Below are 21,100 nucleotides of genomic sequence, written 5' to 3'. Positions count from 1 at the left end.
ACTGTCGCAACTAACGGATCACCTTGCTGCTTCGCTAAACTGATTATTTCATAGATCATATGGCTAGCGGCATAGACAGCATCCTTACGATAGCCCATCGGCGTTGTTCCTGCGTGGTTTGCTTCGCCTGTTACTTCAATCGTAAAACGTCTTTGCCCGACAATGCTATGTACGACACCGACGGATTTTTTTTCATTCTCCAGTACATTCCCTTGTTCAACATGAATTTCTACAAATGCTTTTAAATCCTGACGCGAAACTTTTGATTCGTCTTTAAAAGCAAACCCTGACTCTTTCATCGCCTCAACAAAAGGAACACCCTTAAAATCCGTAATGGTTTCTACATCTTTCCAGCTCGCCATTCCCACGACATTCTTCGATCCCCAGAAACAATAAGGAAATCTACTGCCTTCTTCCTCTGCTAAAGACACGATTTCAAGATTTCGTTTCGGTTGTCCATAATGTTCCTTCAAATACTTTATCGCGAGGATCCCCGCCACAATTCCATATTGGCCGTCATATAACCCGCCATTTTTCACTGTGTCAATATGAGAACCAGTAAGAATCGTCTCATTTGTATCTTTCCCCTTTAATGTTCCGCTCAGATTCCCAATTTGATCAAACTGCACATCAAGGCCTTCGCTTTCCATCCAGCGCTTTAAAGCCTGCTGGGCATCAATCCATTCTTTTGAATAGAGAAAGCGAGAAACTCCTCCGGCTGGATCTTTTCCAAAACTACCTAACCACTCGAGCTTATCAACGACCTCTTCTGCCAGATTTTCAACTTCAAGCTTTCCGTCATATTTAATTAGCCCTTCCATAGCTATCATTCCCCCTTAAATTATTCCCGTAAAATTCATTACCGATTTTGCGGGGATAATTAGCTTGAATTGGAATCTATTAAGCTTCTAGCTTAAATTTTAAACAATTTCACTTCATGAGTCATTATCACTAATCAACAAAAACTCTATTAATTATTAGCTATTATAAATAAAGAATGTGTTATCTCTTTAATGGTTTTGCTTAAGATTTGATTTCTGTTTTTTCCTTAACAGTAACGTTTCCATTTTCAAAGACAACATTCCCATTGACGATCGTTGTTGTTACTTTTCCTTAATGTCCGTAAAGAAGGATTTAGTTCGTTTAACATATTCATACTCCCTTTCCTGATTAATTACTAAAAATTTCTGAAAAATAGTTTCATCAAACAGTAATTCTGTATACAATTGATTTTAAGAAAATTAATAAACAAAATCATTATTCAATGTAAACAGTTTGCATTGTCGTTTTTGTTTAAAAGAAACAATCTATAGCTTGAACTCACGATCCTAATTTGGAAATAAGAGTGGTCAAAAAAGTTGAAATAGAGGTGTGTGATGAAAAAGGTTGAGGATTTATTTATTGTCGATGTGTTCCAAGAAGCAACAATCATTGCTGGGCATGCCGGGCTCAAAAGAGCAGTTGAGTCCATAGAGATTTCAGAAACACCCGATGTCATCCACTTTTTAGCTGAGAACTCCTTGCTATTAACCACGGGATATGCCTTTAAAGACGATCCTCAAGGACTGTGCAGTCTCATTTCACAAATTAATGAGCGCCCCTGTGCAGGGATTGCTATAAAGTTAAAAAGATTCATTGATGAAATTCCCGAAGAAGTAATCGACTTAGCTAATTTATTAGAATTCCCAATCATCCAGATTCCAGAATCATTAACATTAGGTACGGTCGCTCACCAATTATTAAGCTTTATATGGGATAACCAAATTGAAGAGTTATTTTATGCAATTCATGTACACAAAAAATTCACCAATATGATGATAAAGGGCTATAGTCTGCAAGCGTTGATCGAAAACCTCGGATCTCTATTAAAATGCCCTGTCCTCCTACTAGATCCAATTGGTGACGTGATTTCTTTTTCCCACCATTTCCACACAGGAAATATGAACATGTTAATGGAAATTGTTGAGGAGCTTTTTAAAAGTGATATTGATACATACCGCGAGAAAGACAAACTCACAATTTCCGGCCTAAATGCACATATTACAGATGTTTCTATAGGAATATTCCAAGTAAAAACGATGTATCTATATCCCTATTTACTAATTATTTTTAATCCTGAGAAGCTTCCATACCCTTCTTCGCAATTAGCTATTGAGCAAGCATCAACAGTCATTTCATTCACATTGCTTAAAAACGAGGCGATCAAAGAAAACAGTCGTTTGTTAGAAAATAATTTTTTTACTTCCCTCGTTGATGGAAACATTTCTACTAAACAAGAAATTATTCATAGAGGAAAACAGTATGGCTTAGTTGACAACTTGAAATATGTTTGCATTGTTTGTAAGGTTGATGATGATAAGCAAAGCACTTTACAGCAAGGTTCAGATATATTGAACAGATTATACGACTATTTATATAAATCTTTGAAGAAATCATTTTTGAAGGTAGATGTTAAAAATATTGTTTTTATGAAGGATGCTTATTTTGTTATTTTGATGCAATATTCAAAGAATATTGATGACCCCATTAAAAACTCAATAGAAGAAAGGCTGAAGGAATTTCAGCATGAAGCTTATTCAAATTTAAAAATTTCGCTCTCATTTGGGGTTGGCAGCTTTTTTAATGACGTTACTGATATTCCGATTACATATGCAGAGGCAGTAGAAGCATGGGAACATGGAGCAGGATTATTTCAATATAATTTTATAAACTTTTATGAAACAAAACAATTAAAAGAAATGATTCGATTAATTCCAGAGGAAAATCTGCGGAAGTTTTATGAAAATACGTTGCGCTCTCTCTCCTACCCGAAAAATAAAGATGAGGAAGACTTAGTTAATACATTGATTGTATATTTAGATAACAATTGTGAAATTGCCATTACCTCTAGGAAATTGTATATTCATCGTAATACCGTTAAATACAGAATTACCAAATGTGAAGAAATTTTCGGTTATTCTGTCCATGATTCACAAAACTCACTTCATTTACGTATGGCTTTACTTATGCGTTCATTTTTAACTTAAATAGCAGTAATAAGAGGGTTTGTCAAGTTAAGTGCAATACTTCGTGCGCCGTGTGCCAACCAAGACATTTTCTGGGCCGGTTATTAATTAAGTAATGAAAAAAGCCGATTAATTCCTTACGCTGGGGAATTAATCGGCTTTTAGTCTTGGATTAACACTATAATATTGTGTAATTCGTTGCCTATAGTAAATATAGATGGCGTAAACCTTTATTATCAGGTTCAAGATAAAGGAGTACCCCTTATTTTTATTTCTCCTCGTTATACATAACCAAAAAATCCATCTCTAAACGTTTGCCTATACATCGCATTGTTGTTAAACATAGCATATTCTAGACTAGCTTATTAAAATAAGTTAACTCAAGTGTCTTAGAAAATATATTGATACTATTCATTCTTAAATTATTATTGGGTCGTTATTTTTTGTTGCATTCACCTTCATAAGAAAAAAGAAAGGAGAGTAAACCATGGGTAAATACGAAAGAATCGAGAATCAGATGGAACAGCAAACTGAAGTGTTATATAAAATTCTCCAAGAGATGGAGGCGCAAGAAACGATACTAGTAGGAACAAAACAACAAGAATTGTTGAATAAAATCTTACAACAAGTAGAAACACAAGAAACAATGCTAAAAAGAACCAAACAACAAGAAACATTAAATAAAATCTTACAACAGGTGCAAACACAAGAAACAATGCTAAAAAGAATAGAACAACAACAACAAGAATTGTTGAATATAATCTTCCGGCAAATAACAGGGATGCCCCCACCAATACAATTCAAAAATCCTTTTAGCATAATCGATAAGTTTGATTTCGATATGGAAAAACTATTAAAAATCATAATGTTTTTAACCAAACTTTATCATAAAAGTGAGAATGAAGATGCAGAAGAAGATGTAAATGTAGATGAGGATGAGGATGAAGATGTAGATGTAGATGTAGATGTAGATGTAGATGTAGATGAAGATGAAGATGAAGATGAAGATGCAGAATAAAAAGAGGCTGACTTATACCTTGATAAGTCAGCCCCCTTTTTATTTTCTAAAAACTCCTATCTTATTAGAGCCATGCTGCTCCGACAATAATTAATAAGATAAACAATACAACAATTAAAGTAAATCCATTTCCATAACCGTAACCAGACATATTCATACCTCCTCTTCAATTTTTTTTGTAAGAGCTCTTACATTAATAAGTTATGCTTCTACATTAAAGTTTGTATAGGACAAGTATATTAGGTACTATGCGGAATTTTAATTTGGGTAAGGGGTTCTTGTGCCAAAACCCAAAAAAACATGCAAGTTGTATACCTGCATGTTTTTCCAATCACTAACAATCGATCCATGATACGTCTCGTACTTCCCAATCTTTCGGCATCGGAACATCCGAGACAAGGCAAGTGATGCGTTTGAGTGATTCGATTTTATAATTTGCCTTTACTCCAAGTTTTGAATGGTCAGCAAGGACAAACGTTTCGTTTGCATTGTTAATATAAATTTTCGATAATAAACATTTCTCTAAATCAAAACTTGTGATCCCGGATTCTGGATGAATGCCGTCAATGGCAATAAATGCTTTGTTCACATAAAATTCCTTCGCCATTCTTTCTGCCAGTGAGCCCGAGGCACGAAAATGCTTGCTTCTGATATGTCCACCAAGAAAAATAATTTCACCTTTAAAAAGTTGCTTATTTTCATAATCCATCAAGATAGCCGCAAGTGGAAAAGAGTTCGTAATAACCGTCACATCCGACAAGTCTTTGAGTGATAAGACCATCTGCAGCGTTGTACTTCCTTCATCGATGAAAATAACTTCTCCCTCTTTTATAAAGGAAGCAGCCTTCCTGCCGATACGCTTTTTCTCTTCTATTCTTAATATTTCACGTTCAAACATAGATGGTTCTGTTGTTTCAGACTCCATTTTCACCGCACCGCCATACACTTTTTTTAATTTTTTTTCATTTTCTAATTCTTCTAAATAGCGGCGGACGGTTTCTGTTGATACATCAAATTTTTTTGCCAGATCATTCACTTTGACTTGTCCTTGATTCTCAATGAGTCCAATAATTCTCTTTTTTCGCTCTTCTGCTAATAAAGACATGTACCTTACTCCTTGCTTTAAGCTAAGATCATATCATTTAAAGATTCGAGTTCCTTCATCTCTTCTTGAACAAATATACCACGTTTTTCTAATTCTGTAAAAATCACCTGTGGGTGAGGAAATGCTTCTTCTGGAATAATGACACCTTTCTTGTCCACCATTCCTTTTGCAATCAGTTCCGTCGCAATGGCCATAGGAATGCCAACGTTTCTCGTATAGGCACGCAAGTCTTCCCACCCTTCGACTGAACCATCGGAAGGAGGATGAGTATGGGTTAATGTATGTAGATAATGTTTGCCGTCCTTTGTGCCTGTTATTTCAACGTGAAGTGCATAACCGTATAACTCCGTTTTATTTCCTTTTTCAGATTGATATAAATACTCGCTGATGCAATCTAAAATTCCTGCTTCCTGACCGTTCATGTTAATTTTTTCATTTTTAAAAAAACCGTAGTTATAAAGGGCACGAACAAGCTCCATGTTTTCCTTCGGCCATGTGCCGCGAACTTCAATCAGTTTCACATTTTTATCATTCAACGCTTTTGCCAGAGTTTTTGTTTCGGCATGAGGAATAATATATTGAACAGTTTTCCCATATGGCTCCGGCAGTTGAATTTCTCTCGGACGGGCGAATGGAGGAACTTGGATAAACTCGCCGTTTTCATACACAACACGTGTCGGCAAATTGGGATCGTATTCATATGTGGTTGTTTCCGCGATCGACTTTGAGAATGCGATTGGACGGAAAGAACCGTGGCTTACACGAACGGCCTCCACTGTATCTAATTGGTTTGCTGCATGCACCGCCATCATTTGTGTTAATCCTGGTGTCATACCAAAGCCTGGCAAACATGTTTTTCCGTTTTTGACGAATATATCGTGAGAATGTTCTTCTTCGCCGAAACCATTTAAGTTAATGCCATGGCAGCCCGCTTCAGCGATACAAGCCGTTGACAAACCGTTTAACGTAATAGTTGTCCCATCCATAACAATATCGTAACCGCGCATCTTTTCCACTGTTTCTTCATGATTAAATACGTTCACTTTTACAAAGTTCACACGTGGATCATTTAACCATTCGACGACTTTTTTTCCTTCTTCTTCATTAAAATCGGCAACGGTGATTTGTTTAAATTCAGAATGCTGAACTAAAACCAAAATCGCTTCACGACAAATTTTCCCTGCTCCGCCTAAACAAAATACTCTCATGCTCTCACTACTTCCTTTAATTGTACAGTTTGTTGAATAGCTTCTAATAATCTTTCAATATCTTCTATATACACTTCGCCAATATTACCGATTCGGAACGTATTCACTTCTGAAATTTTACCCGGATAAATCACAAATCCGCGTTTTTTAAGAGATTGATAAAAATCTTGGAACGTAAAGTTAGAGTCATCTGGGTAAAGAAATGACGTAATAATTGGTGATTGATGCTGCTCGTCTAGCAATGCTTCGAAACCAATCTCCTTCATTCCTTCGACTAAACGCTTTTGATTTTGTTCATAACGCTTGAAGCGTGCATCGACGCCGCCTTCTGCTTCAAGCTCCAGTAACGCTTGATAAAAGGCTCTTACTACGTGGGTTGGAGACGTAAACCTCCACTTGCCTTCGTCTTTTTCCATCGTGTCGTGCTGATCGAATAAATCTAACGAAAGGGAACGTCCATTTCCTTTACATTTGGCCAGCTCATCACGTTTGGCGATGACAAAGCCGAACCCAGGCACTCCTTGAATACATTTATTAGCGCTGCTGATGAGAAAATCGATGTGCAGCTTATGAACATCCATTGGAACACCGCCAAAGCTGCTCATCGCATCAACCATTGTAATTTTATTGTATTGCTTCGCAAGGCGGCATACGTCTTCAATGGGATTCAACATACCCGTTGTCGTCTCACAATGAACGATGGCCACATGGGTGATGTCTTCGTCTTCCTGAAGAAGACGTTCGATCGCTTCTGCTTGAATGGGTTCACGTTCATCCAATGAAATAACTACTGCATGAATACCTAAAACATGACACATTTGAACAATTCTATCGCTATACGCACCATTTGCAGCAATTAACAGTTTCCCACCGTCTTTCGGCATCACCGTTCCAATCGTCGCTTCTACACAGAACGTACCGCTTCCCTGCATTAAGACAGCAGTATATAAATCTTTATGCGATGTCGCTAGCCCCACAAGCCGACGACGAATGTCCTGAACGAGCTGATTATATTCATTATCCCATGTGCACCAGTCACGCAGCATTGCTTGACGAACTGAATTCGTTGTAGATAATGGACCTGGCGTTAAGAGTAAGTAAGGGTTTTTCATATTAACTCTCCTTCTTTCTTTTCTTCTAATGCATCCACTACTTGATCAAGCTCTGAAATTTGATCAATGACAAAATCAGCACCCGCTTCCACTAAACGTTGGCGAACGATGTCCATTTTTTGCTTTAATTCCACCTGATCCATTTGCGCCGCTTCTTCTTGCGTTAATCCCATTTCACTGCCTCCTGAAATCACACCTACTGTCCACATACCGGCATTTTTTCCTTCTTGAATATCAATTGCTGTGTCCCCTACTTTGATCATGCGATTCATCGGATAAACGTCTAATTCCATCGCATTCCGGTAACACATCCATGGAGCGGGACGGCCGGCTTTTACATCGTCTGCTGTGAAACAGCAATCCGGTGAGTAACCTTTTTCTTTTGCTTCTGGCATAACAATTTCCATCATGGCTCTCGTGTAGCCCGTTGTAGAACCGATTTTAATGCCTCGTTCTCTTAACCGTGCAGCTAATTCAACGGCACCCGGAACTGGAGTAGTAAAATCGGGTAAAATGTTGAACAAGATCGACTCAAAATCATCGTTCATCTCCACAATATCTTGCTCCACCGGCTCTTTCCCGTGTACGTTCACCCATTCTTGTCGAATGCGGGGCATGTCACAAAGCGCGCGGATATGTTCAATTTTCAACATCCCCATCGGCTCTCTTGCTTCATTAACGGTAATTTCAACGCCTCTCTTGCGGAAAATCTCCAAAAATACTTCAAGCGGTGCAAAACAACCATAATCAATCATTGTACCTGCCCAGTCAAAAACAATTGCTTCAATTTTTTTCATTTAAATTCCATCCCTTCTTTATTGGTTTTGCCATTTCATATTTTTCTGGCGGATAAGTTTCGTTACGACTTCATATAAAACGCGAACAACAATATTGGTAAAAATGATTAAGACACTCATGGCAGCTGCGGATGCCAGGTTTCCGGCATCATCCATGTTAACAATGGAGATAGCGGCTAATTTGAAGTCGGCTGTGTAAAGAAATATAACAGCTGATATCGTCACCATAGAGTTAACAAAGAAATACATGGCCATCTCAAGCACTGCCGGCAGGCACATCGGCAGAGTAATTTTAAAGAACGTTTTGTAAAACGGAACACCTATTGATTCCGATACAAGTTCAAATTCACGGTCCAGCTTCTTTAATGCTGTCACAGCTGTCACATAGGCTACTGAGTAAAAGTGAAGAATATTTGCGATCACAATGATGGCAATTGATCCGTATAAAAAATTAAGCGGATTTGAAACTGTCCAGCCAAGTATGTTCATTTTCGGCTGACTGAAAAAGAACACGTAGCTTAAGCCAATGACAAGACCTGGTACAGCAAGCGGAATAATCGATAAAAAGTGGCCAAACTTTCTCACGCCGGCCATACGCCTGATTTTTTCAATTGCATAGGCGAAGACAAATGTAAAAATGGTGCCAATCACAGCTGTCAACGCTGCCACGATCAAACTATTTTTGTAAGCTGTAAACCCATCTCCTGTATAGCTTTTCAATTCGAAATGCTTCCATGTAAGACTCATATCATACGGCCATACTTTGACACTTGCCGCCAGAACGACGGCTGCAAACAAAATCAGTATGCAGGCGGAAATAATGGAGCAAAAAACAAATGATAACGAATCCCTTTTAGAATTTTGGCTAATTTGATAAGGGACAGATTTAGACGAAACATAGCTCACTTGTTTTCTTTGCGTCAGTTGATCCACGATGAAAGCGATCAATGCAGGAAGCATTAAGATCAATCCGACCGTTGCGCCCATCTCCATTTTATGCTGACCAATGACTTGCTTGTACACGTCGGTGGCCAGCACGTTATATTGTCCCCCCACTACTTTTGGTGCTCCGTAATCGGTAAAGCTAAGGGAAAATACTACGAGCATGGAGCTGACTAAGCCGTATTTCACACTGGAAAGAGTGATAGTGATAAATTGCTTTGCCTTGCTCACTCCCAATGTATTGGCTGCTTCATATAGACGATTATCGGAACCGTTTAGCGCAACAAGCATGATCAAGAACGCCTGTGGAAATGTATAGATGACTTCGGCCATGATAATTCCAACGGGTCCATATAAATCAATTTCTATTCCTGGTATCGTCCCGAAAAACCCTTTCGTCACAAGTCCTTGGTTTCCAAATAAATACATAAGGGCGATTCCATGCATCATCGTAGGCGCAAACAGCGGAAGTAAAGCCGTATACCGAAAGAAAGTTTTCCCTTTTACATTCGTTCTTACTAAACAGTAAGCAAACATAAAGGCGAGCGTAACAGAAATGGCTGTTGTCATCGTTGCGATGAACAACGTGTTTTGAAACGATTGAACTAAAGATGGTGTTGTAAAATATTTTACAAAGTTGGCTATTCCGATAAATGTTCCTTCTTCATTTTGAAAGGCTTTCGCAAATAACGTTCCTAACGGGAAGATTAATACAGATAAGAATGACAAAAGCATCAAGATGATGAGTGCGCGCTGAAGCCATTCTTCTTTGCCGGCACGCTGACTCTTTGTTTTTGTAAATGACTGAACTCGTTTGCTTTTCTCAACGGCCTCCATATTAACTAACCACCAATTCGTTATAAGCGAGAATACTTTCTTCCGGCAACGAAATATGGATATTCATTCCCTTAACTAACTTCAGATGATTTACATCATGTGTAGAAACATCCACCTTGATCGACTGGCCGTACAAATGCGAGGAAGAATCTTTCACTTTGAATTCCAAACGGTAGATCGGTCCGCGAAATTCCACGTCTTCTACTTCTGCGAGTATGCCGTCAGTTCTGGAAAGGCGAATATGCTCTGGGCGAATCGCGGCTGTTTTCTCTTCGTTTTTTCCCTTCCTACTTTCTTTCCAAAAGTTAATAGAACCGATAAAATCAGCTACAAATGGATTGGCAGGCGTATTATACACTTCTTGCGGTGTTCCGACCTGCATGATTTCTGCATTGTTCATGACGATGATTTTATCTGCCATCGTTAACGCCTCATCTTGGTCGTGCGTTACCATGATTGTTGTAATTTGCAGCTTTTCTTGAATAAAACGTATTTCCCGGCGCAGCCTCTCCCTAACTTTTGCATCAAGGGCTGACAACGGTTCATCCAACAGCAGGAAGTCGGGTGATAATGCAATGGCCCGGGCTAACGCAACGCGCTGCTGTTGCCCCCCCGATATTTGAGCCGGGTACTTATCTTTGACATGCAGTAAGTCGACGAGGGCCAGCGCCTCCAACGCTCTTTCTTTCACTTCTTTTTTAGGTATTTTTTTTGCCTTTAATCCATAAGCGATGTTTTGCAGAGCAGTTAAATTGGGAAACAAAGCATACGATTGGAACACGATGCCAAAGTTTCGTTTAGCGGGCGGCATGTATGTCATATCTTTTCCATTAATAAAGATGCTTCCTGCAGTCGGTTGTTCAAGGCCAGCAATAATTCTTAGCAGCGTTGTTTTTCCACATCCGCTTGGTCCTAACAGACAAACAAACTCGCTTTTCTTTATATCAATCGAAATCCCATTTAACGCTGTAAATGAACCAAAGTTTTTATGAATGCCGGCAATTTTTAAATAACTGTTGTTCAACGTAAAAACTCCTTTTTGAATAATAGTGAAATAGTCTTTCGCTCTTATTATTCTTTCGGCTCCGCTTTGCTGCCGTATTGTTCCTCCCACTTTTCAAGAATGGCGTCGCGATTTTCTGCTGCCTTTTTTAAATTATTGTCTTTGTACATTTTCTCTTCAACGCCTTCCGGGAACCCTTCAGGCTTTTCAAAATCATTTTCCATTGTCGAGAAGCCGTTTGCATCGTAATATTTCTTCATGACATCATCTGTCACAGCCCAATCTAGGAATGCTTTCGCTAACTCGTCACTCTCTTTATCATCTTTGTTGATTAACGCATTGGCCTCAACATCCCAGCCAAGTCCCTCTTCTGGCAATACGACTTCAACAGGTGCACCTTCTTGCTTTTGCTGCACGCCGCTGTATACTAATGAAATGCCGATTGGATACTCACCAGAGGCTGCAAGCTTGGCCGGTTTCGAACCAGAGTGAGTGTATGTACCAATGTTTTTATGTAACTTCGTCATGTAGTCCCAGCCTTTTTCCTCGCTCATGATTTGCAGCCAAGCAGATACCGTTAAGAATCCTGTACCTGATGAAGCCGGGTGCGGCATGACGATCAGACCTTTGTATTCCGGTTTTAATAAATCTTCATATGTTTTTGGAGCGTCTATTCCTCTCTTTTTCAACTCTTCTTTATTGACGACAATTCCTGTCATAAATGTTGTGTTGCCTACCCACTTTTCAGGTTTTTCGCTGTCTTTATAAGGGGCGAGAATCTTGTCGCTTTCTTTCGGTGTATATCCTTCAAGCATATCTTTGCTTTCGAGCGATAATAAACTTGATGCTGCTGTTCCCCATACAACATCTGCTTCCGTGTTTTTCCCTTCAGCTAATAACTTTGCTGTAATCACTCCTGTTGAGTCACGTACGATGTTCAAATCTACATCCGGATACTTCTCTTCGAATGTCTCTAAGTATTGAGGAATTAACTCTTCTTCAATCGCTGTATAAACCGTTAACTCACCCGATAGATTCTCAGAGTTAGCCCCCTCACCATCCGTCTTAGTGCTAGTGTCTTGACCGCATGCTGCCAGCATCATCGCACTTGATAACACAATGAATGATTTTTTAATGTGGTTTTTCATTGTTTTTACTCCTTTTTCGGAAAAATTATTTCTAAATACAATATAAAACCACATTATTAAGCCAGTATTAATTTGAGGTTAAGTAGTTGTAAGTAAATATTAAAAATTTGTTTTCTTCTGTTTTTTTGTAGTTTTAGTTGTTTTTATGACTATGAAAACAACTAAAACTAGCGTGCTGCCCACCTTAAAAATATAGTTATTTATTGATTCAATTGATGTAGAAATAGGTTTCAACCACGATTTAGAAGAAAAAATAGGGTGATATTATGATGAAAGAGGAGGTTTGAAAAGCCATCAATCAGTTTGGAATGAATAAAAGACAGCTTATCCAATCCCGGATAAACTGTCTCTTTTGAATAATTAAAACGCCACAGTCAGCTGTTCATCTTCAAGCGGGACGACTCCGCCTTCAAAATACAATCGTTTTATTGCCATGAACAATTACCTTATCTTCAACATGCCAAGAAACAGCTTGGGCAAGAACACTTCTTTCCACATGACGTCCGGCCACCTTTAAATCTTCTGCTGCATAGCGATGATTAACCCGCAAGATATCCTGTTCAATAATTGGTCCTTCATCAAGGTCATTGGTGACATAGTGTGCAGTTGCTCCAATTAACTTAACCCCCCGATTAAAAGCTCTTGCATAAGGGTTTGCTCCTACAAATGCCGGTAAGAAAGAGTGATGGATATTAATAATTTGATTTGGATATTTGGATATAAAATTAGGAGAAAGAATTTGCATATACCTTGCCAGAACAATAAAGTCTACTTTTCCTTTCATAAGTTCTGCGGCTTTATGTTCAGCCTCTTCTTTCGTTCATAAACGTTATAATTTAATTTTGTGCAAAAAAGAAGACAAGTTTGTACCTAATCCAATTCTGGATATGTTTAGTTCGATGTTCTTCAGTTTGGTAAGTTGCATCTGTCACCTCTCCTTCTCAAAGAACCATGTCCGACATCAATGACCGGCGGCAGAAGAATTAAAGCTGTTGTGCCTCTTCCTTCTTCACTGGAAAAAGTAATGGTTCCTTTATGATTTTTTATTATCTTTTTGCTCACCATTAGTCCCAAACCCATCCCTTTTTCTTTATTAGAATAAAAAGGCTCTCCAAGACGCTCAAGGCGCTCTTTCGATATGCCCACTCCCTCGTCTTTTACTTCTATAGCTGCATAGCCATTATGAGCAGTATGTGTTTTTATATGAATCTTTCCACCGGCTGGCATTGCTTCAATAGCATTCTTGATCAAATTAATAATAACCTGCTTGATTTGCTTAGCCTCACAATTCACAAATGGGAGGGATTTGTCTGGGTCTACAATAATATCTACTTTATTTAATAGCGCTTCCGGTTTTATAAAAGCAGCAACCTCTTTTAAAATTTTATTTATATTTCTTTTTTCCATTTTTATTTCCTGTTGAGGCTTGGCCAGCATTAAAAATTCATTTAAAATAGCCCCTATCCGCTCAAGCTCGGATAAAATAATCTCACTGTATTTATTACCCGTTTCTTGGGCCAGCAGTTGAACAAACCCTTTGACAGCCGTTAAAGGGTTTCTGACCTCATGGGCAATCCCAGCTGCCAGTTGTCCAACCACCCCCGAATTTTCCCATTTACTCATCAGTGTATCTCTCTTTTTTACATCGGTAATATCTTGAGAAATACTAACAAGCCGGTTGGGGGTTCCATTCTCATCAGCAGTCAGAATAGCTTTCATTCGAATCCAACGGGCTTCTGCCTCTTCTTTTCCTTTTAGCTGGAATTCTATTTCTCTCGGAAAGCGGGATGGGTTATGAAATAGGTCAATGAATTTCTCTCTATCTTTTTCCTGCAATTTATCAAGAAAAATAGCAGAACCTTGATAAATTGCGTCAATACTGACTCCCCAAAACCTTTCAAAAGAAGGGCTGATAAAAAGAAATTTGTTCTGTTTAATATCGTATAAGGAAATAACTTCAGTAATGTTTTTAGTAATATCAAGAAGCAACTTTTCCCCTGCACCATCCGTAAAATCTAAAAAATTATTTCTCCAATTGTTATTTAAAGCGCTTTCATTTTTCTTTTCTTTATCATTTTCCACAAGGTGGCCAATCGTTCGAATCCAGCCTTGCTTAGTAATTTCTGCCGTATCCCAATGCACTAAATTATACGTCCCGTCAACCCGCTTGCATTGACTAGTAAATGGTCTAAATTCACGATCTTTTTGAAAATGAAGTAAATGTTCTGTCGTTTTTGCAGTGTCTTCATTATGAATAAAATCTAAAAAAGACTTGTTGATCATCTTAGAAAAAGGAATGTGCAGAATTTTTTCAAAGGTGGGATTTACATATTTTATGAGCCCGGTATCATCCATTAATAAAAACATATCATTTGTCCTGCTGGCAAACCAATTCATTGTTTCGTCCATAAACATTGTTTCTATATTTGTCGGATTCATTGAATTCCTCCTTTTTCCTACTTCTTGAACAGTTACAATTTAGTCTACCAGAAAAAAGCAATAATTTTAACGAAAATTCATTAAATTGTAACTTTTATGGGTTTTTTTACACTTTACCCTAACATAAGACTAAAATTGCATATTAAAATGATAAAAAGATGACCAGCTATCTTTCTAAGGATGCTGGTCACTTTTCTATGAATAAATTGGAATAACAATCATTCCTCCACTGTAACGGCCGGATTTACGTTTTATCAGCAATTAATTGGCGGTAGGCATCCTTAGTATTAATGTTTTTAAATATTTCTTCAGCTGACTGTAAATCAACTTCAGTAACTATTTTTGTATTTATTTTTTTCAAAAAATCTACCATCCGGTAATGGCCGGCAGTGAGCTGATTTATTACAACAGGCAAAACCCTTCGGTGGTAAACAGCGGCAAGCGGCTGCCATTTGCCTGCTATATATGGAACAATGGCATCAAATGCTTCATCAGACGCAGCAGTCAGCCGGCCTATTACTTCAGTATTGACTAACGGCATATCACATGGAAGGACAATATACCATTTGGCATCGAATTGCTTCATCACACTGTATAATCCGGCCAGCGGTCCTTTTCCGGAATAAAGTGTCAAATCTTCAATAACCTGAACAGATGGCTGCCGGTTGAATCGTGCCGCTAGCGCCGGATGGCCTGTGAGCACGGTTTGATCTGTATAAGGAGCGAGTGCTTGTACAGCCCGCTCATAAAAAAAGCTCCCATTATACAGCGCAAAAGCTTTCGGTTCCCCGAATCTCCTTGATTCCCCGCCGGCAAGTACAATACCAATTCGTTCTTTCCGCTTTATCGTCCCCATTTTTGTCCGCCCCTCTTCGCAATGGAAGAAAATAGCTTCTGCCTTAAATAACGTCTTTGCATTTTTCTCTTCCTTTCTGATAGACGGCAATAATTAATTAAATGGAAGCTCCAAAATGATAGTTGTTCTCTTTCCTGGAGCGGATTGAATAAGAATTGCTATTGTAAGAAATAGATAGTGTTTTCTATATCGGGGGAAATTCCCTTATGTATGATTTTTTATTTTAATGATCCTAGTTTCTTTCCTATATATTGAACAAACCAGTCCAGATACTTTTCTTCTTCCTCAAGCAAAAAAACGGGGTAACTCTTTTTTTTCATGATGAGCGGCTGCCAGCTGATCACGGCCTGAATGTTTTTGAGGCGGTCAAGCAGTTCTAATTCTTTGTCGTCTTTAACCAAAACAACTTTCGGATAGTCTGCCTGTTTATATCCTTCAATCAGCAACAGGTCGACAGGGAAATTATCGTATAAACAAAGAATTTCTTCTAGCTGCCACTCTGCTTTTTCAGCGGTAATTTGTAATACCCCTCCGCCTTCTACGCCTGCAACTAACGCGCCTGCCTGAAAGTGTCGGCCGCTGTCCTTTTTATCTTCCGCAATTAAAGGTGCACCGCCGTGGCCATGATGCTTGAAAGAAGCAACTGTCCAGTCTTGCCGCTTCGCTTCTTGAATAAACTTAGTCATTAGCGTTGTTTTACCGCTGTTCTGGTAGCCGGCCACTTGAAGAACCGGCTTGTTCAGTCCCACGGCCACTCACTGCCTTCTTGGGAATCAAGCAGCAGCACGTCCACCATATCACCTTTTTTAAAGCCTCTCGTTCCGCCCGGCAGCATCATTAGCACATCTGTGCAAGCAAGTACAGCGACTGCGTTAGATTTATTAAAGCCGCTTGGATCCACCCGCAAAAAGCCGTCTTTATAATCAAGCCCGCTTCTGACAAAACGGGTAAACGGATTGGGCTTTAGGAAATCTTCCACGAGTTCCGCTTCCACCTTTTTCAAATGCTGGGCAGTGGAAAACGAGCGATGATAAATAACCGGACGCACAAACAATTCAAAGCCGACATAGCAGGCAGACGGATTGCCCGACAAACCGAATAAAATTTTCCCTCCCGCCTGAGCGACCGTCGTAACACTGCCTGGGCGCATGGCGACTTTATTAAATAACACATCTGCGCCGATCTCTTTATAAATATCCGGCAGCAAGTCGTAGTCGCCGACCGACACGCCTCCGGTCGTAATTAGCATATCGACTTTGTGAAGCGCTTCCTCGACAGCAGATAGGCAAAGATCAAACTCGTCCGGCAGTTTGCCAAGATACAGCGGCTTGGCTCCAGCCCGCTCAATCTGCGCAAGAATCATATGAGCATTGCTGTTGCGGATTTTTCCCGGCTGCAGCTCCTCATGCACATCGAGCAGCTCCGAACCGGTTGCAAACACCCCGATGGCCAGCTTTTTGGCCACCTCGACTTCATGATAGCCAAACGTTGCCAGCACCGCCATCACACCGGGATTAATAAACGCTCCTTTTTGAACAAGCACTTTCCCTGCTTCGGTGTCTTCCCCCTTGAACGAAATATTATCGCCAGACTTAAACGGCCGCTTGATCGTCATGTATTTATTTCCGCCTTCTGAATGCTCAGCAGTCAATTCAAACATGACAATGGCATCGCATCCAGCCGGAATTTGTGCGCCTGTCATAATCCTGACCGCTTCTCGTTCTTGCAGCTCTCCTTCAAATACATCTCCGGCTCCTATTTCACCCGCTACCCGAAACGTAACCGGATTATCTCTGCCCGCAGCCTCGGAATCTTCAGCACGAATGGCAAAACCGTCATACGGCGAACGATCAAACGGCGGCACGGGGTGACTGGAGATAATATCCTGAGCAAGCCGGCGCCCGAATGCTTCATTTATATGTACTGTTTCTTTATTGCCGCTGCCGGCCACGTCCATCACTTTTCGAACCGCTTCGCCAACAGTTATTGGTTTTCTTTTCTCCATTGTTCTCCAATCCCCTTTCCTCTCTAATTCTTCTAGACCTCTTCAAGCAGGCTTTCTTCGCCGTGGCTACAGATTTCGTTGACAAACAGCAAATCACTGATAACCTTGGCTGTATCGGCTGCTTTGCCAAGCTAAGCCACGCTAAAATGGCATATATTCTCACTTACTCCGATTGTATCCTAATTACAGTAATTAATCACACATAAAAATAACACTGCTCAATTTTTGAACAGTGTGTACAAGTTTTATCAGATTTTCAGGCGAGAATACCCCCATCTTCAAATACGTGAAGGGCGCAGCCCAGTATTAAGTGGGGGGTGAATCGCCTTCGGACAAGGGATAGCCTCGGCTATCTCGATTGTCCGACTGTTCGAGTGATACTTGCAATAAATGAAAAACAGTTTGTGTACGGGTGCCCAATCTTTTTTCTCTTTGTATCCGTCCACTCTTTTTAAAATTGTTGTAGGAAACCATCATACGATTGTTTATTTTCCTTGATTTCACCCCTGAAATAATATGAAGTTAGTTCCTAATATGGTATAATAAGTATATAAAAAGATGCGAGGAGGTGAAAGCTATGATCGTGAACAAGGCATATAAATTCAGGATATACCCTACTGAAGAACAAGCCGTTTTGATGAATAAGACAATCGGTTGCAGCCGATTTGTATTCAATCACTTTTTGTCTCTTTGGAACGATTCTTATAAACAAACAGGAAAAGGATTGTCCTATAACAAATGTTCTAAACAACTCACGCAATTGAAGAAAGACATCACCTGGCTAAAAGAACCGGATAGTGTAGCCTTACAGTCTTCCCTTGAACATCTTTCAGATGCGTTTGAGCGTTTTTTCAAAAAACAAAATGATGTCCCCCGTTTTAAATCTAAAAAGAATAAAGTACAGTCCTATAAAACAAAACACACAAATGGGAACATTGCTATTGTGGAGCACACAATCAAACTCCCAAAACTCGGACTTGTCAAGTTTGCCAAAATCCGGGAAGTGGAAGGAAGAATTTTAAGTGCAACGATCAGGCGGAATCCAAGCGGAAAATACTTTGTGTCTATCCTGACAGAAACGGAAGTGAAAGAGCTTCCTAAAACAAACTCTTCTGTTGGTATAGATGTCGGCTTAAAAGATTTCGCCGTTCTAAGCACAGGAGAAGTGTTCAGCAATCCTCGATTCTTCCGAACATTAGAACAAAGATTGGTGAAAGCACAGCGCATCATGAGCAGACGGAAAAAAGGCGGATCTAATTGGAATAAAGCAAGGATTCGAGTTGCCCGCCTACATGAGAAAATCACCCATGCCAGAAAAGACTACTTAGACAAACTCTCTACCTGTATTGTCAAAAACCACGACATCATAGGCATAGAAGATTTGCAAGTGTCGAATATGCTGAAAAAACGTAGCCTGTCCAAAGCGATTAGCGAAGCAAGCTGGTCAGAGTTCCGTCACATGCTTGAATACAAAGCAGAATGGTATGGAAAACAAGTGGTTGTGGTGTCAAAAACATTCGCCAGCAGTCAGCTTTGTTCCGCTTGCGGTCATCAGCATAAAGAGGTAAAAAGCCTCGCCTTGCGTCAGTGGAACTGCCCTTCCTGCGGCACACACCATGACAGGGATATAAATGCAGCCATCAATCTTAAAAAGGAAGCATTAAGAATGTTAAAGTTAGATGCATTGTCGGAGGCGTCAGCCGCTTGTACGACCTAACCGCAGGAACTGCGGGGATCGCCTGCTTAATAACTGGTGGATACACTGGTGTTCGCAGAAAAAAGAATCCCCCACTTCAAACAGCTCGAAAGAGTGTTAAGTGGCGGGAGGGTTCAACACAGCGACAAAAAACACCTATTCTAAAGGTGTTTTTGTAGATGATTCAGTTTGCGGGTAAAAAGACTTTGTCAAAATTCAGCGTCTTTGCTGTTCAATTGGAGAATATTATTTTATTGAGATTCAAGAGTTTATGATATCCTCCATCTTTGGAGAAGTCGCTTTTCTTGCCAACTTCCCTCCATCATAAAATTTCCCATATTTTCTCATTAGCTCTGTCGCTTCTGTTGTGGAAGGAATTTGCTCATTTGCAGAATAAGTCAGGTAGTATGTTTTCGTATTTCTTCTGTGAATCACCCAGCCAAAGAATTTCATCGCAAATCCATGTGAACTCTTATTTCGAAATTTCGGCATTAACTTCCCATCCCAAACTGTCATGGTTTGCCCATTTCCTTTGCCGCGCTTTAGTTCTCCACTTAATTCCGCATAAATGAGTCCAGGGGATTTCTTCATTTGCCTCATGACCATTAATGTTAACACGTAGTTGACAAAAAGCTGCAAGAAATTCAGCCCTTCGCCTCTCGTTAAAGAGATAAAAGCAGTTTCCGGGAGAAGCTCTGGCTTCTTTCCTAATACCAACGTACCATTGCTTCCCTTCCCTTTTTTTGTTATCCATTTCTTTTTTTCCATAGTGGCCTCCTGCTGATAAAGTCCACAAATTATATTCTGCAAATGTACGAAGTATTCCTTTTTGGAGGATTGCATGGTTTAATCCCGACTCTCTACTCGCCTCACATCCCCTTTTTGAACATCATTCACCGTCAGGTATTTTCAATGTGATTTTGCCAAATTGCTGGCCTTTTTCCATATACAGTTGGGCTTCGGCAGCTTCTTCAAGGGAAAAAGTACGATCTATAACCGGCCGGATTTGATGCTCTGTGAAGAATTGAAGCATCTGTTCAAAATCCCGTGGGCTTCCCATCGTTGTTCCTTTAACATCCAAATGCTTAAAAAATATTCGTGGAAGCACAAGCTCTGGGATTGGACCGGTTGTCGCACCAAAGTTTACGATCCTTCCGCTAGGTTTAGATAATTGAATCATGTCGTTAAAAGTTTTTCCCCCTACCCCGTCAATGACAAGATCTGCTCCACCCATCTTCTCTTTTAAGTCTTTTACGTATGCACCTGAGCGATAGTTTGTCCCGCCTGCAGCACCGAGTTTTTTAGCTTTTTCCAGTTTCTCTTCACTGCTGGACGTAACGAACACATTTGCCCCGATAGCTGCAGCTATTTGCAGAGCAAACAATGCTACACCGCTGCCAATACCAGGAATCAACACGGTTTCTCCTTTTTTCACATTGCCTCTAGTAACTAATGCACGATAAGCGGTCAAGGCTGATAACGGCAGGGCTGCTGCTTCCTCAAAGGAAAGATAATTTGGCTTAAGATAAACGTTTTCAGATGGGACGCTGACGTATTGAGCATATGTCCCATCTATCGGCATCCCCAATACCGTATAGTCAGGCCCATTAAACGCCTCATTCTCTCCCCAATGCAAGGAAGGGTTAATGACTACCTGACTGCCCACTTCAATTTCTTCCACCTGATCCCCTACGGCCACTACTTCTCCCGCTCCATCTGCTCCCAAAATGGAAGGCAGTTTCATACCAGGGTACATTCCGTATGTAATCCATACATCTCTTCTATTTAAGGAAGCATACTTTAACTTCACCAACACTTCACCAGATTGTGGCACTAGCATTTGCACATCTTCGTATTTGAGCTGATTAGGTCCGCCTGTTTCTCTTAAAATGATTGCTTTCATTCAAATCCCCCCTCTTACCAAGATGA

The 21,100-nt window shown here is 39.9% G+C and carries 18 protein-coding genes and 1 pseudogene; 3 read left to right on the top strand and 16 right to left on the bottom strand.

Annotation, left to right across the window (positions count from 1 at the left end):
* Window positions 1-821: hydantoinase/carbamoylase family amidase (locus F9802_RS03595; RefSeq protein WP_152149727.1), on the bottom strand; the 821-nt coding region annotated here is incomplete at its 3' end.
* 555 nt (window positions 822-1,376) lie between these two features.
* Between F9802_RS03595 and F9802_RS03590 the strand changes: the two genes are divergently transcribed.
* Window positions 1,377-3,026, top strand: coding sequence for a PucR family transcriptional regulator (locus F9802_RS03590; RefSeq protein WP_152149726.1), 1,650 nt, complete (start codon window positions 1,377-1,379; stop codon window positions 3,024-3,026).
* Window positions 3,027-3,492: 466 nt separating this feature from the next.
* Entirely contained in the window at window positions 3,493-4,023 is a 531-nt protein-coding gene (locus tag F9802_RS03585; protein WP_152149725.1) for a hypothetical protein, read from the top strand.
* Between the two features lie 64 nt (window positions 4,024-4,087).
* Here F9802_RS03585 and F9802_RS03580 read toward each other — a convergent pair whose 3' ends face one another.
* The 13 genes and pseudogenes from F9802_RS03580 to F9802_RS03520 all read right to left on the bottom strand — a co-directional run bounded on the left by F9802_RS03580 (window position 4,088) and on the right by F9802_RS03520 (window position 17,475).
* Entirely contained in the window at window positions 4,088-4,174 is an 87-nt protein-coding gene (locus tag F9802_RS03580; protein WP_152149794.1) for a YjcZ family sporulation protein, read from the bottom strand.
* 183 nt (window positions 4,175-4,357) lie between these two features.
* Window positions 4,358-5,128 carry a DeoR/GlpR family DNA-binding transcription regulator gene (locus F9802_RS03575; RefSeq protein WP_152149724.1) on the bottom strand — a complete coding sequence of 257 codons (771 nt, stop codon included), beginning with the start codon at window positions 5,126-5,128 and terminating at the stop codon, window positions 4,358-4,360.
* 17 nt (window positions 5,129-5,145) lie between these two features.
* The gene (locus F9802_RS03570) at window positions 5,146-6,336 is read right to left on the bottom strand and encodes a saccharopine dehydrogenase family protein (RefSeq protein WP_152149723.1); all 1,191 of its coding nucleotides are present in this window, start codon (window positions 6,334-6,336) and stop codon (window positions 5,146-5,148) included.
* On the bottom strand, window positions 6,333-7,448 hold the full coding sequence (gene phnW / locus F9802_RS03565) for a 2-aminoethylphosphonate--pyruvate transaminase (RefSeq protein ID WP_152149722.1): 1,116 nt from the start codon (window positions 7,446-7,448) through the stop codon (window positions 6,333-6,335). The genes F9802_RS03570 and phnW overlap by 4 nt, the downstream gene beginning before the upstream one ends.
* A complete protein-coding gene (gene phnX, locus F9802_RS03560) occupies window positions 7,445-8,245 on the bottom strand; it encodes a phosphonoacetaldehyde hydrolase (protein WP_152149721.1) in 801 nt (266 codons plus the stop codon). Before phnX ends, phnW begins: the two co-directional genes overlap by 4 nt.
* 18 nt (window positions 8,246-8,263) lie before the next feature.
* Window positions 8,264-10,024, bottom strand: coding sequence for a putative 2-aminoethylphosphonate ABC transporter permease subunit (locus F9802_RS03555; RefSeq protein ID WP_152149720.1), 1,761 nt, complete (start codon window positions 10,022-10,024; stop codon window positions 8,264-8,266).
* A gap of 1 nt (window position 10,025) precedes the next feature.
* On the bottom strand, window positions 10,026-11,048 hold the full coding sequence (locus F9802_RS03550; RefSeq protein ID WP_152149719.1) for a putative 2-aminoethylphosphonate ABC transporter ATP-binding protein: 1,023 nt from the start codon (window positions 11,046-11,048) through the stop codon (window positions 10,026-10,028).
* A 47-nt stretch (window positions 11,049-11,095) separates the two neighbouring features.
* Window positions 11,096-12,175, bottom strand: coding sequence for a putative 2-aminoethylphosphonate ABC transporter substrate-binding protein (locus tag F9802_RS03545; protein WP_152149718.1), 1,080 nt, complete (start codon window positions 12,173-12,175; stop codon window positions 11,096-11,098).
* Between the two features lie 409 nt (window positions 12,176-12,584).
* Window positions 12,585-12,995 (bottom strand): annotated as a pseudogene (locus F9802_RS03540) (formyltetrahydrofolate deformylase); the annotation flags it as partial.
* A gap of 86 nt (window positions 12,996-13,081) precedes the next feature.
* Window positions 13,082-14,614: a PAS domain-containing sensor histidine kinase gene (locus tag F9802_RS03535; protein ID WP_152149717.1), complete on the bottom strand. Its 1,533-nt coding sequence runs from the start codon at window positions 14,612-14,614 to the stop codon at window positions 13,082-13,084.
* A gap of 244 nt (window positions 14,615-14,858) precedes the next feature.
* On the bottom strand, window positions 14,859-15,470 hold the full coding sequence (locus tag F9802_RS03530) for a molybdenum cofactor guanylyltransferase (RefSeq protein ID WP_152149716.1): 612 nt from the start codon (window positions 15,468-15,470) through the stop codon (window positions 14,859-14,861).
* Between the two features lie 218 nt (window positions 15,471-15,688).
* Window positions 15,689-16,225, bottom strand: coding sequence for a molybdopterin-guanine dinucleotide biosynthesis protein B (gene mobB / locus F9802_RS03525; RefSeq protein ID WP_152149715.1), 537 nt, complete (start codon window positions 16,223-16,225; stop codon window positions 15,689-15,691).
* A complete protein-coding gene (locus tag F9802_RS03520; RefSeq protein WP_152149714.1) occupies window positions 16,210-17,475 on the bottom strand; it encodes a molybdopterin molybdotransferase MoeA in 1,266 nt (421 codons plus the stop codon). Before F9802_RS03520 ends, mobB begins: the two co-directional genes overlap by 16 nt.
* Window positions 17,476-18,052: 577 nt before the next feature.
* Here F9802_RS03520 and tnpB point away from each other — a divergent pair.
* Window positions 18,053-19,192, top strand: a complete 1,140-nt coding sequence (gene tnpB, locus F9802_RS03515; protein WP_152149713.1) for an IS200/IS605 family element RNA-guided endonuclease TnpB — start codon at window positions 18,053-18,055, stop codon at window positions 19,190-19,192.
* 240 nt (window positions 19,193-19,432) lie between these two features.
* Here tnpB and F9802_RS03510 read toward each other — a convergent pair whose 3' ends face one another.
* Window positions 19,433-19,939, bottom strand: coding sequence for a hypothetical protein (locus tag F9802_RS03510; protein WP_152149712.1), 507 nt, complete (start codon window positions 19,937-19,939; stop codon window positions 19,433-19,435).
* Between the two features lie 121 nt (window positions 19,940-20,060).
* Window positions 20,061-21,074, bottom strand: a complete 1,014-nt coding sequence (locus F9802_RS03505; protein ID WP_152149711.1) for a zinc-binding dehydrogenase — start codon at window positions 21,072-21,074, stop codon at window positions 20,061-20,063.
* Window positions 21,075-21,100: the final 26 nt, after the last annotated feature.

Origin of the sequence: Bacillus aerolatus, from assembly GCF_009183655.1 — a bacterium.
GTDB lineage: Bacteria > Bacillota > Bacilli > Bacillales > Domibacillaceae > Pseudobacillus > Pseudobacillus aerolatus.
The sequence above is the reverse complement of the archived record's forward strand: the minus strand, read 5'-3'. Positions and strand labels throughout refer to the sequence as shown.

Bases quoted from the DNA above. Each gene is read 5' to 3' on its own strand.
- F9802_RS03585 (WP_152149725.1), top strand. From the start codon at position 3,493: ATGGGTAAATACGAAAGAATCGAGAATCAGATGGAACAGCAAACTGAA.
- F9802_RS03530 (WP_152149716.1), bottom strand. From the start codon at position 15,470: ATGGGGACGATAAAGCGGAAAGAACGAATTGGTATTGTACTTGCCGGC.
- F9802_RS03575 (WP_152149724.1), bottom strand. From the start codon at position 5,128: ATGTCTTTATTAGCAGAAGAGCGAAAAAAGAGAATTATTGGACTCATT.
- tnpB (WP_152149713.1), top strand. From the start codon at position 18,053: ATGATCGTGAACAAGGCATATAAATTCAGGATATACCCTACTGAAGAA.
- F9802_RS03555 (WP_152149720.1), bottom strand. From the start codon at position 10,024: ATGGAGGCCGTTGAGAAAAGCAAACGAGTTCAGTCATTTACAAAAACA.
- F9802_RS03580 (WP_152149794.1), bottom strand. From the start codon at position 4,174: ATGTCTGGTTACGGTTATGGAAATGGATTTACTTTAATTGTTGTATTG.
- phnW (WP_152149722.1), bottom strand. From the start codon at position 7,448: ATGAAAAACCCTTACTTACTCTTAACGCCAGGTCCATTATCTACAACG.
- F9802_RS03590 (WP_152149726.1), top strand. From the start codon at position 1,377: ATGAAAAAGGTTGAGGATTTATTTATTGTCGATGTGTTCCAAGAAGCA.
- F9802_RS03520 (WP_152149714.1), bottom strand. From the start codon at position 17,475: ATGGAGAAAAGAAAACCAATAACTGTTGGCGAAGCGGTTCGAAAAGTG.
- F9802_RS03545 (WP_152149718.1), bottom strand. From the start codon at position 12,175: ATGAAAAACCACATTAAAAAATCATTCATTGTGTTATCAAGTGCGATG.
- F9802_RS03570 (WP_152149723.1), bottom strand. From the start codon at position 6,336: ATGAGAGTATTTTGTTTAGGCGGAGCAGGGAAAATTTGTCGTGAAGCG.
- F9802_RS03505 (WP_152149711.1), bottom strand. From the start codon at position 21,074: ATGAAAGCAATCATTTTAAGAGAAACAGGCGGACCTAATCAGCTCAAA.
- F9802_RS03510 (WP_152149712.1), bottom strand. From the start codon at position 19,939: ATGGAAAAAAAGAAATGGATAACAAAAAAAGGGAAGGGAAGCAATGGT.
- phnX (WP_152149721.1), bottom strand. From the start codon at position 8,245: ATGAAAAAAATTGAAGCAATTGTTTTTGACTGGGCAGGTACAATGATT.
- F9802_RS03535 (WP_152149717.1), bottom strand. From the start codon at position 14,614: ATGAATCCGACAAATATAGAAACAATGTTTATGGACGAAACAATGAAT.